General features: G+C 71.8%; 11 protein-coding genes. 6 read left to right on the forward strand and 5 right to left on the reverse strand.

All coding sequences use genetic code 11. The annotated features are described in order from the left end of the window. Window positions 1-9 precede the first annotated feature (9 nt). The 3 genes from NLX85_RS31170 to NLX85_RS31180 all read right to left on the reverse strand — a co-directional run bounded on the left by NLX85_RS31170 (window position 10) and on the right by NLX85_RS31180 (window position 5,155). Window positions 10-1,596 (reverse strand): glycosyltransferase family 87 protein, encoded by a 1,587-nt coding sequence (locus NLX85_RS31170; protein WP_254341227.1) that lies wholly within the window; start codon window positions 1,594-1,596, stop codon window positions 10-12. 122 nt (window positions 1,597-1,718) lie between these two features. Further along, a complete protein-coding gene (locus NLX85_RS31175) occupies window positions 1,719-4,514 on the reverse strand; it encodes a transglycosylase domain-containing protein (RefSeq protein ID WP_254341228.1) in 2,796 nt (931 codons plus the stop codon). 194 nt (window positions 4,515-4,708) lie between these two features. Continuing rightward, window positions 4,709-5,155, reverse strand: a complete 447-nt coding sequence (locus NLX85_RS31180; RefSeq protein WP_254341229.1) for a DUF5318 domain-containing protein — start codon at window positions 5,153-5,155, stop codon at window positions 4,709-4,711. Between the two features lie 174 nt (window positions 5,156-5,329). Here NLX85_RS31180 and NLX85_RS31185 point away from each other — a divergent pair, with 174 nt between their 5' ends. Together NLX85_RS31185 and NLX85_RS31190 are read left to right on the forward strand one after the other, a co-directional pair. After that, window positions 5,330-5,968, forward strand: coding sequence for a PadR family transcriptional regulator (locus NLX85_RS31185; protein WP_148429149.1), 639 nt, complete (start codon window positions 5,330-5,332; stop codon window positions 5,966-5,968). Window positions 5,969-5,991: 23 nt separating this feature from the next. Then, entirely contained in the window at window positions 5,992-7,071 is a 1,080-nt protein-coding gene (locus tag NLX85_RS31190) for an inositol-3-phosphate synthase (RefSeq protein WP_254341232.1), read from the forward strand. Window positions 7,072-7,136: 65 nt separating this feature from the next. On the opposite strand, the gene NLX85_RS31195 is transcribed toward NLX85_RS31190, so the two are convergent. Next, window positions 7,137-7,616: a methylated-DNA--[protein]-cysteine S-methyltransferase gene (locus NLX85_RS31195; RefSeq protein ID WP_254341234.1), complete on the reverse strand. Its 480-nt coding sequence runs from the start codon at window positions 7,614-7,616 to the stop codon at window positions 7,137-7,139. 70 nt (window positions 7,617-7,686) lie between these two features. Between NLX85_RS31195 and NLX85_RS31200 the strand changes: the two genes are divergently transcribed. Genes NLX85_RS31200 through NLX85_RS31215 form a run of 4 tightly spaced genes read left to right on the forward strand, consistent with a single transcriptional unit; the run spans window position 7,687 to window position 11,403 of the window. Next, window positions 7,687-8,196, forward strand: a complete 510-nt coding sequence (locus NLX85_RS31200; protein WP_254341236.1) for a SigE family RNA polymerase sigma factor — start codon at window positions 7,687-7,689, stop codon at window positions 8,194-8,196. Then, entirely contained in the window at window positions 8,193-9,305 is a 1,113-nt protein-coding gene (locus NLX85_RS31205) for a hypothetical protein (protein WP_254341237.1), read from the forward strand. The genes NLX85_RS31200 and NLX85_RS31205 overlap by 4 nt, the downstream gene beginning before the upstream one ends. A 17-nt stretch (window positions 9,306-9,322) precedes the next feature. Further along, window positions 9,323-9,865 carry an NfeD family protein gene (locus tag NLX85_RS31210; RefSeq protein WP_254341239.1) on the forward strand — a complete coding sequence of 181 codons (543 nt, stop codon included), beginning with the start codon at window positions 9,323-9,325 and terminating at the stop codon, window positions 9,863-9,865. A gap of 26 nt (window positions 9,866-9,891) precedes the next feature. Next, window positions 9,892-11,403, forward strand: a complete 1,512-nt coding sequence (locus NLX85_RS31215) for a flotillin family protein (RefSeq protein WP_254341241.1) — start codon at window positions 9,892-9,894, stop codon at window positions 11,401-11,403. A gap of 73 nt (window positions 11,404-11,476) precedes the next feature. Here NLX85_RS31215 and NLX85_RS31220 read toward each other — a convergent pair whose 3' ends face one another. After that, the gene (locus tag NLX85_RS31220; protein WP_254341243.1) at window positions 11,477-13,519 is read right to left on the reverse strand and encodes a S8 family serine peptidase; all 2,043 of its coding nucleotides are present in this window, start codon (window positions 13,517-13,519) and stop codon (window positions 11,477-11,479) included. Window positions 13,520-13,553 lie beyond the last annotated feature (34 nt).

Here is a 13,553-nt window from a genome sequence, read left to right on the forward strand (position 1 = left end):
GGGTCCCGGTCAGGCGGTGACCGGCTCGGCGGGACGGTCGACGGCGGCGGGGCGGTGCCGCCAGCGCTGGTACCAGGGCGCGTCCTCGGCGCCGTCGAGCACCCCGCCGTCCGGGTCGTCGGCGTAGGTGCTCCGGACCGCGTCCCGCTCGGGGCGCAGGATGTCCCGGATCACGAAGCCGCAGAGCACCGCCACGGTGATCAGGCGCAGGCTGGCGGCCAGCACGAAGACGCCCTCGGGGAAGACCGGCCGGGTGGTGGCCGCCCCGAGCAGCTCGCCGTAGAAGGCGGCGAAGTAGCAGACCTCGGCGACCTGCCAGGCCAGGAAGGCGCCCCAGCGCGGCCGGGCGAGCACCGCGAGCGGGAGGAGCCAGAGCACGAACTGCTGGGACCAGACCTTGCTGAAGATCAGGAAGACGGCGACCACCAGGAAGGCCAGCTGGGCGAGCCGGGGCCGGCGCGGTGCGAGCAGCGCCAGCGCGGCGACGCCGGCGCAGGCCAGCCCGAAGAGCAGGTACGACAGCCAGTTGAGGGTGGAGATGTGCACGTTCAGCCACTCGAAGGGCCCGAGGTCGCCGGGCGCGGAGGGGCTGACCCGGCCGTCGAGGTAGCGGCCGATGTACCAGAGCGTGCCCCAGTCGATCGGCCGGGTGGTGTTCAGCTCGAAGAACCGGCCCCAGCTCTCGGGGTAGGGGATCGCCACCGGCAGGTTCACCACCACCACGGTCAGGGCGGCGGCGCCCACGGACACGGCGGCGTGCAGGATGCGGCCGGCGCGGATCGCGAGCACCAGGATCGGCCCGAGGATGAACAGTGGCCACATCTTCGCGGCGCCGCCGAGCCCGATCAGCACCCCGGCCAGACCGGCGAGCAGGACACCCGCCAGGTCGAGTCGGGTGCGCGCCCAGGCCCACAGCCCGAAGGCGGCCAGCCCCACGGCGAGCAGGTCCCAGTTGACGGTGGCGGTGAGCACCAGGGCCGGTGAGAGCGCGAAGAGGGCCGCGTCCCAGGGTCGTCGGCGCCGCAGGCTGAGGATCACGGCGACGGTGGCGACGGCGAGTGCGCTGAGCACCAGCGCGTTGAGGTTGTAGAACCACTGCCCCTGGTTGATGCCGGGGTTGTCGACGCCGAGGGCGTGCACCGGCAGGCCGAGCGCGCCCATGAAGTAGCCGGTCAGCACCGGGTACTCCACCGGGTGGTCGGCGTAGGGGACCTTGCCCTCGTTGAGCCCCTCGGCGTAGTAGAGGGCCAGCACGTCGGTGTAGCACATGCGGGTGTACTGGACGTTGTTCTGCCAGGCGCCGTCCTGGCAGGGCGACTTCTGCACCCAGTGCAGGGCCAGCGTCAGGCAGACCAGGGCCAGCACGATCCGCGCCGCGGTCCAGAACCGGCCCTCCCGGCCGGCGGGCCGGTCCAGGGCGACGGCGTGGTCACCCAGCGGGCCGCCGATCAGCCCGGCGGCGCCGCGGACGAAGCCGTCCGAGCGGGACGGGTGGTCCACCACGGCTCCAGGTCGCCCCGCGGCCGCGGACGCGCCGAGCTGGAGTTGCCGGTCGGACCCGTTCTCGTCGATGCCTGCGGTCGACTCGGTGCTCATGGAGAGGCATCCTGCCGTACGCCGGCCCCCGCCGTCGCGCCTCGCGCGCAGAAATTCCGGTACGCGGAACGCCGACGGCGGCCGGACCAGGTGGTCCGGCCGCCGTCGTCAGGCCGTGGGCGTCAGTAGGTCTGCCGGGTCGGTGGTGTGCTCGGCAGCAGGCCGCCACCGCCACCACCGGGGCCGCCGGGGCCACCGCCGCCCGGGCCACCGCCGCCGGGGGTGCCACCGCCGGGGGTGCCGCCCGGACAGAACAGGCCCAGGGGGTCGCAGCCCGGCTGCTGGCCCGGCTGCGTCGGGTCCGGCGGCGGCGGCGTGCCGTTGCCGGCGTCGTCCTTGCCGACGTTCGCGGCGGGCGGGAAGTCCAGCTTCTCCTTGCCCTTGAGCGCGTCGTTCATGAAGCGTTGGAAGATGGCGCCCGGCATCCTGGCACCGCTGATCTTGTTGCCGTCCTTGTCCTCGATCGCCTTGCGGGCGCCCTTGTTGCCGACCCAGACGGCGGTGGCGAGCTGCGGCGTGTAGCCGATCATCCAGGCGTCACCGTTGTCGGTGGTCTTCGCGTTGAGCTCCCAGGTGCCGGTCTTCTCGGCGACCTTCCGACCGTCGTCGAGCGGACGGTGCGACGACTTCTCCGGGTACTGCTCCAGCACCGAGGTGACGTCGGCGACGATGTCCTTCGGGATACGCTGCTGCCCCTTCACCGTCGGCCCCTTGGCCAGGTCCCACTTGCCGGTGGTCGGGTTCTGCTTCTCGACCCTCTTGATGAAGTGCGCCTTGTGGTAGACGCCCTGGTTGGCGAAGGTGGCGACGCCGTTGGCGTGGTCGAGCACGGTGATGGGGTACTGACCGTAGCCGACGACGTGGAAGAACGGGTCCGGGGCCACGTCCTTCGGGTTCTTCTTGGTGAGGTCGTACGCCTGGGCGGGGTTGGTGTCGGTGCGCCACATGGTGGTGACGCCGGCCTGCTTGGCCATGTCGACCACCTTGTCCGGGCCGATCTGCTCGGTGATGTAGTAGAACGGCACGTTCAGCGACTTCAGCGTCGACTGCTCAAGGGTGCAGGAGTCACCACAGGAGACCTTGTCGGCACCGGCGTTGCTGACCTTGAACTCCATCCCCTTCGGGGTGAACGCCGAACCCTTCCAGCGCGACTTGAGGGAGATGCCCTCCTTGAGGGCCGCCGCCAGGGTGTAGATCTTGAAGCTCGAGCCCGGCGAGTGGCCGCCACTGACGACGCCGTTGTCGACGTTCTTGCCGGCGTAGTCGGTGCCGGTGCCGTTGTCGCCGCCGTAGTAGGCGCGCACCTCGCCGCTGCTCGGGTCGATCGACACCAGGGCCGCCATCAGGTTCGAGGGCTGCTTGTCGAGCTCCGAGCCCTTCTTGGCCCGCTGGGCCGCCTCGAGCGCCGCCGCCTGGATCTTCGTGTCGATGGTGGTGGTGACGCGGTAGCCGCCCCGGCTCAGCGCCTTCGAGCAGAGCGGCTTGTTCAGCGTGACCTCGGCCTCGTTGTCGGTGCAGAGGTTCATCTCGCGCATCTCCTGCGCGACATAGTTGACCACGTTGCCGTACGGGGTGTCGATGCCGAAACCGCCGCCGTTGTTCTTCGTGGGCTTCTGGAGCGTCTTGGTCGGGTACTCGGTGGGGTGCTTCGGCATGTTCGGCGCGTCGAGCCACTTCTCGGTGATCATGCCGTTGATGACGTAGTTCCACCGGTCCAGCGCGGCCTCTGGGTTGATCGCCGGGTCGTAGCCCTTGTGCGTCGTGCTCGGCTCGGGCTGCTTGATGAGCGCGGCGAGCACGGCCGCCTCCGCCACGGTCAGCTTGGAGACGTCCTTCTTGAAGTACGTCTGCGCCGCCGCCTGGACGCCGTACGCGCCGCGGCCGAAGTAGATCACGTTCAGGTAGTGCTGCATGATCGTGCGCTTGTCGTACTTGTCGTTCAGCTTGGAGGCGAGGATCGCCTCCTTCACCTTGCGGCCGTACGTGTCCTGGTTCAGGTTGTCGAACGCGTTGCGGGCGTACTGCTGGGTGATCGTCGAGGCGCCCTGCTTGTCGCCGCCGCTGATGTTGTTCCAGGCGGCCCGGGCGATGCCCTTGTAGTCCACACCCGAGTGCCGGTAGAAGTTCCGGTCCTCCGCCGCGGCGACGGCGTGCTGCACCCACTCCGGGATCTGCTCGATGGTGACGAGCTGCCGGTTCTGGTCACCGACCTTGGCGATGGTGGTCTTGCCGGTGCGGTCGTAGATGGTGGTCGACAGCGGCGGGATGGTGTCCTCGGGCAGCAGCACCTTCTGCGAGTACCACGTGAAGCCGACCACGCCCATTCCGGCCAGCATGACGAACACGGCGAACCCGGCGATGAGCATGTTGATCCGCCGGCGCTTCTTCGCCCGGGCCGCAGCCGCCGGGTCGTTCCCGCGCCCGCCGCGACCACCCCGGCCGGGACCGGTCGGGCCGCCCGGGCCACCGGGGCCGCCACCGGCCATGCCGGGCACGCCGGCGCGGGCCACCGCGGCGCGCCCGCCCACGGCCGCCGAGCCGACGCTCGCCCGCCCGGCGCCGCCCACGCTCGCCGCGCCGACCGAGGCACGCCCGGCGGGGCCGGCCGGGGACACCGGCACGGAGGCCCGCCCGGCGCCGGCCCGGCCCTGGGCGCCGCCCGGCGCCGGCGAGACCGGCACCGACGCCCGGCCCGCACCGGCCCGACCCACGGAGGCCGAGCCCGCGGCGCCGCGGGGTGCCGGGGCCGCGCCGCCGACCGAGGCCCGGCCACCGGACGCGGAGCCGCGCGGCGTCACGGAGGCCCGGGCCGAGGCAGCGCCCTCGGACCCGGAGGACCAGCCGTTCCCGTGCGGGTCGCCGTTCGGGCCCGGGGTCTGGGCCCGCCCACGCGAAGAACTGGGATCGCCGTAGTTCATTCCTCACACCCTGCCGGTCGCGGTGGGGCGCGGACGCGCCGCCACCGGGTTGCCGTGAGATGGAACACGAGACGCTACACCCCGTGCGTGCCGGGGCGCAGGCGTCAAATCCGACCTATTCGGACCATTCAGACCTAGCAGCTGTCGGTCGTCCCGCCCAGGGATCGGGCCGGGATCGATCGGGACAGCCGGGTTCACCGTTGGGCCTCTCGCCTTCGCCGGGGGGTGGAGCCGCTCGCGGTCTCCTGCTCCGCCGCATCCTCCGTGCCGCCGGCCAGACCGTCCCGGCCGAGCAGGAACTGCTCGACGAGATGGTTCCAGTCACAGCCGGGGCACACCTCCACCACGAACACCTGGAACTCACGCAGGGTCATGGCCAGGACGGGCAACTCCGCCCGCGTACGCGCCTGGCCGGCCGACTGCTTGAGTTCGTCCCCGTAAATGTAGTGGACGTGGATGAGGTTCTCACTGCGGCAGATCGGGCAGCGCTGGTCGGTGGGCTCGCCGTGGAAGCGGGCCGCGTTCTTCAGGTACGGCGAGGCGTCGCAGACGTCGTACGTGCCGATCCGCCCGGCGAGGAGTTCACGCAGCACCGCTCGCTTCTGGAGCGAGTAGTCGACCACCTGGCGCTGCGTACGCATGCGGGAAAGGGTACGCGGTCCGGCGGGGCGAGGCGACCACCGTCACGATCCGTGACGACAGAACCTCGTAATCGGGGGTTTGCCCTGATCATGCGTCTCCGCTAACGTGCGATGTATCGGTTCGATACATCGCGGCGGTTACCGCTCCGCGCCGGGGGTAAGAAGGGATGGCCCGTGCTCGAACTAGCCATCCTGGGCCTCCTGCAGGAGGCTCCGATGCACGGCTACGAGCTGCGCAAGGAGTTGACCGCCAAGCTCGGCGCGATCCGGGCGGCGATCAGCTACGGCTCGCTCTACCCCACCCTGCGTCGGCTGCAGGCGGCGGGATGGATCACCGAAGCCGCCGAGACACCCGCGACCGCCGAGGAGGTTCCCGCGCTGACCAGCCGACGTGGTCGGGTGGTCTACACCATTACCGCGGAGGGCAAGGAACGCTTCGCCCAGCTCATAGCGCAGGCTGGACCCGAGACGTACGACGACACGGGCTTCGGCGTGCACTTCGCGTTCTTCGCCCGGACCGACCAGGCCACCCGGCTCCGGATCCTGGAAGGTCGTCGCCGGAAGATCGAGGAGCGTCGCGAAGGCCTTCGTGACGTGCTCGGCCGGGCAGCCGAGCGGCTCGACGCGTACACCCTGGAACTGCAACGCCACGGGCTCGACGCCTGTGAGCGCGAGGTCCGCTGGCTGGAGGAGCTCATCGCCAACGAGCGCTCCGGCCGAGCCCCGACGGTCCCCCAACCCGGGACGACCGGCGGCCGAGGAGAAAACGACAGCCCGCCCCCGCCTGGAGAGTCCAGGACGAAGCGGCCGTGATGAAGAAGAAGGAGGCAGACGTTATGGGCTCCGTCCGCGTCGCCATCGTCGGTGTGGGTAACTGCGCCTCGTCCCTCGTGCAGGGCGTGGAGTACTACCGGAACGCCGACCCGAACGACCGCGTCCCGGGTCTCATGCACGTCACCTTCGGCGACTACCACGTCTCCGACGTGAAGTTCGTCGCGGCGTTCGACGTGGACGCCAAGAAGGTGGGCATGGACCTCGCCGAGGCCATCGTGGCCAGCGAAAACAACACCATCAAGCTGTGCGACGTGCCGCCGACCGGCGTCACCGTGCAGCGCGGCCCGACCTTCGACGGTCTCGGCCAGTACTACCGCGAGATCATCGAGGAGTCGGACGCCGAGCCGGTCGACGTGGCCCAGGCGCTGCGCGACGCGCAGGTCGACGTGGTCGTCTCCTACCTGCCGGTGGGCTCCGAGCAGGCCGACAAGTTCTACGCCCAGGCCGCGATCGACGCGGGCTGCGCGTTCGTGAACGCCCTGCCGGTCTTCATCGCCTCCGACCCGGAGTGGGCCAAGAAGTTCGAGGACGCGGGCCTGCCGATCGTCGGTGACGACATCAAGAGCCAGGTCGGCGCCACCATCGTGCACCGCGCCCTGGCGAAGCTGTTCGAGGACCGCGGGGTCGAGCTGCTGCGCACGTACCAGCTCAACTTCGGCGGCAACATGGACTTCATGAACATGCTGGAGCGCAACCGCCTGGTCTCGAAGAAGATCTCGAAGACCCAGTCGGTGACCTCCCAGATCCCGCACGAGATGCAGAAGAGCGACGTGCACATCGGCCCGTCCGACCACGTGCCGTGGCTGGACGACCGCAAGTGGGCGTACATCCGCCTGGAGGGCCGCTCCTTCGGTGACACCCCGCTCAACGCCGAGCTCAAGCTCGAGGTGTGGGACTCCCCGAACTCGGCCGGTGTCATCATCGACGCCGTCCGGGCCGCGAAGATCGCGCTGGACCGGAAGATCGGTGGCCCGATCCTCTCCGCGTCCTCGTACTTCATGAAGTCCCCGCCGAAGCAGTACGCCGACCACGACGCGCACGCCGCCGTCGAGGCGTTCATCGCCGGCGAGATCGAGCGCTGACGCGCTGATCCAGTACTGAAGGAAGGCCGGGTCCGCACGGACCCGGCCTTCCTTTTCGGTGTACGTCAGGACCAGGCGTGCCGCAGCGCCACGGCGGCTTCCAACTCCAGCAGGGTCACCTTGCGCGGCAGCCCGCCGCCGAAGCCCACCAGCTTGCCGCCCGCCCCGACGATCCGGTGGCAGGGCACGATCACGGGTATCGGGTTGCGGTTGCAGGCCACCCCGACCGTCCGGGCCGCCCCCGGATCGCCGACCGCCTTCGCCACCTCGCCGTAGGTCTTCGTCTCCCCGTACGGGATGCGGGTCATCTCCCGCCACACCGCGCGCTCGAACTCCGAGCCGCGCGGCGCCACCACCGGCACGGTGAACCCGGTCAGCTCACCGGCGAAGTACGCCCGCAACTCGGCCACCGCCAGCCGGGCGACCTCGTCGCCGGGTTCCTCGGTCGCCGACGCCACCCGGCCGAAGTGCGCCCCGCGGACGGCGTCCGCGTCGGTGCCGACGGAGAACTCCCCGATCGGCGAGTCGAGCACGGTCCAACGCATGTCGCCCATTGTCCCGCGCCATGAGGCAAAGTTCCTCCCGCCCCGGGCGTCTGAGCTACGGAGGTGGGCGGTGGCAGAGGTCGACGGGGAGTTCACCGCGTTCGTCAACGAACGGGGCGCGGCCCTGCTGCGCGTCGCGTACGCGCTCGCCGGGAACCAGCACGCGGCGGAGGACCTGCTCCAGAACGCGCTGGCGAAGGCGTACGCCCGCTGGCCCCGCATCCGCGGCGACGCCGAGCCGTACGTGAAACGGATCCTCTACCACGACCAGGTCTCCGGCTGGCGGCGCCGGGCGCGACGCCCGGAGGTGCCGCTGGCGGAGCTGCCGGAGCGGGCGGTGACGGGCGAGGACAGCGACCTGCGGCTGCTCCTGCGGGACGCGCTGCGGGCGCTGCCGCCCCGGCAGCGGGCCGTGCTGACCCTGCGCTACCTGGAGGACCTGAGCGTCGAACAGACCGCGGCGCTGCTCGGCTGCCGGACCGGCACGGTGGCCAGCCAGAGCGCCAAGGCGCTGGCCAAGCTGCGCCAGCTGGTGCCGGGGCTGGACGAGCGGACCAGCCGAGCGGAGGTGACCCGATGAGCACGTCGCTGGACGAGACCCTCCGGGCGGCCGTACGCGAGCTGGCGGACCATGTCGGCCCCGCGCCGGACCTGGCCGCTCGGGCGCTCGGTCGGGGTCGCCGCCTGCGCCGCCGGCGGCGGGTGGCCGCGGCCGGTGCCGCGCTGGTCGCGGTCGTCGCCGTGACCCTGCCGTTCGTGCTGCTGCGGCCCGCTGCGGCCCCGCCTCCCGCCACGCCGCCCGCGACCGCCACGCCGCCCGCGACCGCCACGCCGTCGCCGACGCTGCTGCCCCCGCCCGGGCCCGACTGGACGGCGAAGCCACTCGTGCTACCCGGTGGCTGGGTGGTGACCAGGGCGCAGGCCAGCGGCGGATCCGGCAACGGCTTCCTGCTGGATCGCGGCCGTGGACGCTACTTCGCGACCGACCGCTACGACGGCATCTTCCCGGCGCCGACCGGCGCCCTCGTCGCGGTCCGGGACGACGACCGCCCCCGGGAGATCGGCCTGTTCGACCTGGCCAGCGGAAAGACCCGCTGGTACGTGGTGGGCCGGGCGCTCTCCGTCCCACGCTGGTCGCCGGACGGCCGCCGGCTGCTCTTCACCACGACCCAGCTCGACAACGAGGGCTTCATCGTGATGGAGGTCGACGGCACGAAGCACGCCCACCGGGTGGATCGGGGGGCGTACTTCTGCACCGACTACTGCGACTTCACCTGGACGCGCGACGGTCGGGAGGTCGCGCTGCCGCAGACGGGTGGGGGAGGCCACAACGAGGCCGTCCGGGACAAGCGGCGGGGCGTGCAGTTCTTCTCCGCCGACGACGGCCGGCCCACCCGGCTGCTCCCCGTGCCGGGGGATCCGGCCGGCCCGTGGGCCTGGTCACCCGACGGAACTCTGGTGGTGGTCCGGGGTCAGCAGGAGCCGCAGCTGGTCGAAACGGCGACCGGCCGGGTGGTGAACCCGTTGCCGAGCGCCGAGGTGGTCTGGCTCTCCGACGACCGGCTGCTGTACCGCCAACCGCTCGGGACGGGTGACTTCGTCCTCGCCGACATCGCCGGCCGGGAACTGGTCCGTCAGCCACTGCCGAAGCAGCTGATCGATCTTGAGGTGAGTGTCGCTCCCCGCTGACCGTTCAGCGGTCGTTGATGTTGCACGGCATCGATACCGTGCAGGTCGTGGCCACGGGGACGCTCATCTTCCTGATCATCGGCGGGGCCGGGGTCGGCGTGCTGACGCTCGCCCTGCTCGGGTCGGGCGTGCTCCACCTCGGCCATCCGGACGTCGACGGGCCGGTGTCGCTGGAGGCGGTCGCCGGGTTCACCGGGGCGTTCGGCTTCGGCGCCGCGATCGTCAACGAGCTGCTCGGTGGGCGTACCCCCGGAATGATCGCGGCGGCGGTGGCCGGCGGCGCGCTCGCCGCCGTGCCCACCGGCTGGCTGGCGGCCCGGCTCAGCCGCGCGGCCCGGAACATGCGCACGGACCCCACGCCGACCCGGGACCACCTGGTCGGCGCGATCGGCCTGGTGGTGACCCCGGTCCCCGCCGGCGGCTACGGCGAGGTCCGGGTACGCCTCGCCGGCCAGCCGGTCAAACTCAACGCCCGCGCCGACCATCCCATCCCGGTCGGCGCCCGGATCTTCGTGGTCGAAGCGCTCAGCGAGACCAGCGTGCACGTCGAGACCTACTGATTCCCCCAGCACAGACGGGAACTCCCATGCCCCTGCTCGTCGCCATCGGCGGCGCGGTCCTCCTCGCCGTCGTCCTCGTCCTCTTCGTGCTCTCCCGGATCAAGGTGGCCGGCCCGAACGAGGCGTTCATCGTCACCGGCCGCAAGGGCCGGACCACCCAGACCGCCGACGGCGGACGCTCCACCGACATGTCGGGGCAGAAGGTCGTGCTCGGCGCGTCCGTCTTCGTGCTGCCGGTGGTGCAGAAGCTCCAGTCCCTCGACCTGTCCAGCCGGCGCATCGACGTCGGCATCAAGGGCGCCGTGAGCAAGCAGGGCATCCGCACCGACCTGCACGGCGTGGCGATCGTCAAGGTCGGCGGCACCGAGGACGCCATCCGCGCGGCCGCCCAGCGGTTCCTGCACCAGCAGGACGAGATCGAGGACTTCACCCGGGAGGTGCTGGCCGGCGCGCTGCGCTCGATCGTCGGCCGGCTCACCGTCGAGGAGGTCATCCGGGACCGGGCCGCGTTCGCCAGCGCGGTCGCCGAGGAGGCCGAGCACTCGATGACCAACCAGGGACTGGTGCTGGACACCTTCCAGCTGCAGGACATCCTGGCCGAGGGGTCCTACCTGTCCGACCTGGGCCGGCCCGAGGCCGCCCGGGTGCTCAAGGACGCGGCCATCGCCGAGGCGCGGGCCCGGCAGCAGGCCGAGCAGGAGCGGCTGCTCGCCGAGGAGGCGATCGCCGAGGCGAACCGGAACCTGTCGCTCAAGCAGGCCGCCATCCAGGCCGAGATCGACGCGGCCAAGGCGCGGTCGGCGGCGGCCGGCCCGCTCGCCCAGGCCGAGCGCGACCAGGCGATCCTCTCCGAGCAGCAGAAGGTGGCCGAGCGCAACGCCGAGCTGAAGCAGCGTCAGCTCGACACCGAGGTGCGCAAGCCGGCCGACGCGGCCCGCTACAAGGTCGAGCAGGAGGCCGAGGCGTCCCGCAACGCGGCGGTGCTCAACGCGGACGCGCAGCGGCAGGCCACCATCGCCGCCGCCCAGGCCGCCGCCGAGCAGGCCCGGCTCACCGGTGAGGGCGAGCGGGCCCGGCGGGCCGCGCTGGCCGAGGCGAACGCCATCGAGGGCGCCAAGGAGGGTGAGGCCGAGCAGCGCAGGCGTTCCGCGATCGCCGAGGCGGTCGAGCGCGAGGGCCAGGCCGAGGCCGCGGCCATCCTGGCCAGGGGCCAGGCCGAGGCCGACGCGATGGCCCGCAAGGCCGAGGCGTTCGCCGCGTACGGCGAGGCCGCGGTGCTGGACCTGCTGGTCAAGGTGCTGCCGCAGGTGGTCGAGGCGGCGAGCGCCCCGATCGGCGCCATCGACAAGATGACCGTCATCTCCACCGACGGCGCCTCGTCGCTGACCAAGTCGGTCGCCGGCAACGTGGCGCAGGGCCTCCAGCTCGGCAGCGACCTGACCGGCATCGACCTGGCCGGGCTGCTCGCCAAGCTCGGCGGCGCGGCCGGCGGCGGCAACGGCCGTACCGCGGTGGACGGCAGCACCGTGGAGCACTGACCCCGAACAACACGACAGCGCCCGCCGGATCCCCCTCCCGGGGAACTCCGGCGGGCGCCGTCGTGTGGGCCGGTCAGATGACCGCGACGACGAACTTCTCGCCGATGCCGAGGCCCAGGGTCTCGCTGTTCCAGTCGACGGTACGGCTGGAGATGAGCTGGCTGGCTCCGGTGCTGCCGGCCGTGACCGCCTGCCCGTCGACGTACGCCCGCAGGTAGATCGAGCCGTCCGGGTTGTAGTCGAGGAAGTCGAACGTCTCCCACGGACCGATCGAGGCGGACCGGGCGATCAGCGGCTTCGCGCCCGCGCTCTCGGCGGCCACGAACTTGCCGTTGACCAGCGCCTTGAGGCCGAAGAAGCCGTCACCGACGCTGACGATCTCGAACTTCTCCCAGGCCCCGACGGTGGCGGACCGGGCGATCAGCGGCAGGCTGCCGCCGCTCTCCGCGGTGACGAACTTCCCGTTGGCCAGCGACTTGATGCCGACGACGGGTGCCGCCGCGTCGAAGTCGAACTTCTCGGCCGTGCCGATCGCGGTCTTGCTGGCGATGAGCGGGGAGGTGGTGCTCGGCGCGGTGACGTACCGGCCGTTGATGGCCGCCTTCAGGCTGATCGTGCCGTCGGTGTTGTCGACGATCTGGAACTTCTCCCAGGCGCCGATCGCGGCGGCGCGGGCGATCAGCGGCTTCGCGCCCGCGCTCTCCGCGGTCACGAACTTGTTGTTGATCCGGGCGCGCAGCCCGACCAGGCCGCTGCCGGCGTCGACCACGTCGTACTTCTCCCACGCCCCGACGCTGGTGCCCCGGGCGATCAGCGGCTTGGTGCCCGCGGTCTCCGCGGTCACGTAGCGGCCGTTGACCCGGGCCTTCAGCCCGTACGAGGCGCGGGCGGTCGGGACCGTGCCGACGTGCAGGAGCCGGTCCAGCGAGCCCATGGTGTCGTGCACCGCGCCGCCCACGCCGGTGGTGACGACGGAGTCGCGCACCTGCTGCGGGGTCCAGGCCGGGTGCGCCTCCAGCAGCAGCGCGGCGGCGCCCGCCACGTGCGGGGAGGCCATCGAGGTGCCGTTCATCGCCACCGAGCCGCTGGTCGTGCCCATGGCGGCGGAGACGATGCCGGTGCCCGGCGCGAAGGTGTCCAGGCAGCGACCGTAGTTGGAGAACCAGGCCCGGAAGTCGACGCTGTCGGTGGCGCCCACCGTGATGGCCGCCGGCACGTTCGCCGGGGAGACGCCGCACGCGTCCTGCATGCTGTTGCCGGCCGCGACGGCGTACGTGACGCCGGCCGAGATGGAGCGGTTGACCGCGTCGTTGACGGCCTGGTCGGTGCCGCCGAAGCCGAGGCTCATGTTCGCCACGGCCGGCTTCACGGCGTTGGTGGTGACCCAGTCGATGCCGGCCAGCACCTGCTCGGTGGTGCCGCTGCCCTCGCAGTCCAGCACCCGTACGCCGACGAGCTTGACGTCCTTGGCCACGCCGTACTTCGTGCCGCCGATGGTGCCGGCCACGTGCGTGCCGTGTCCGTCGCAGTCCTGCGCGACGTTGTCCTGCTCGACGGCGTCGTAGCCGTAGCTGGCCCGCCCGCCGAAGTCCTGGTGGTCGATGTCGATGCCGGTGTCGATGACGTACGCGGTCACCCCGGCCCCGGTGGCCGGGTAGGTGTAGACGCCGTCGGCCTTCGCCGTGGTCTGGTCGATCCGGTCCAGGCCCCAGGACGGCGTGCCGCTCTGGCTGCCGGTGGCCGACCAGCGCTGGACCGGCTGGACGTACGCGACGTCGGGGTCGGCCGCGAGTTTCTCCGCCTGCCGGCGGTTCATGCTGGCCGAGTAGCCGTGCAGCGCCTTGCTGAACACCCGGCGGACCGACCCGCCGTGCTCGTCGGTGAGCGCCGAGGCGCTGGCCCGCACCTCGGCGGGCGTGGCCTTGCCGTCGGAGAGGACGACGATGTAGCGGTCCGGCACAGCGCCGGCCGAGTCGGCGCCCCGGACCCCGGCCCGGGGCGGGTCGGTCGGGTCGGCCAGGGCCGGGCCGCCGGTGGCGGCACAGAAGATCGATGTTGCCGAGGTGAGGGCGAGCCCCACCAGCGCAGATCGGCGCAGCGCGCCGTGGCGTGTCACGAAGTGTTCTCCCCGTTTCCAGCGACCGTCCGGA

The sequence above is a fragment of the Micromonospora sp. A3M-1-15 genome, from assembly GCF_024213425.1.
Taxonomy (GTDB): domain Bacteria; phylum Actinomycetota; class Actinomycetes; order Mycobacteriales; family Micromonosporaceae; genus Micromonospora; species Micromonospora chersina.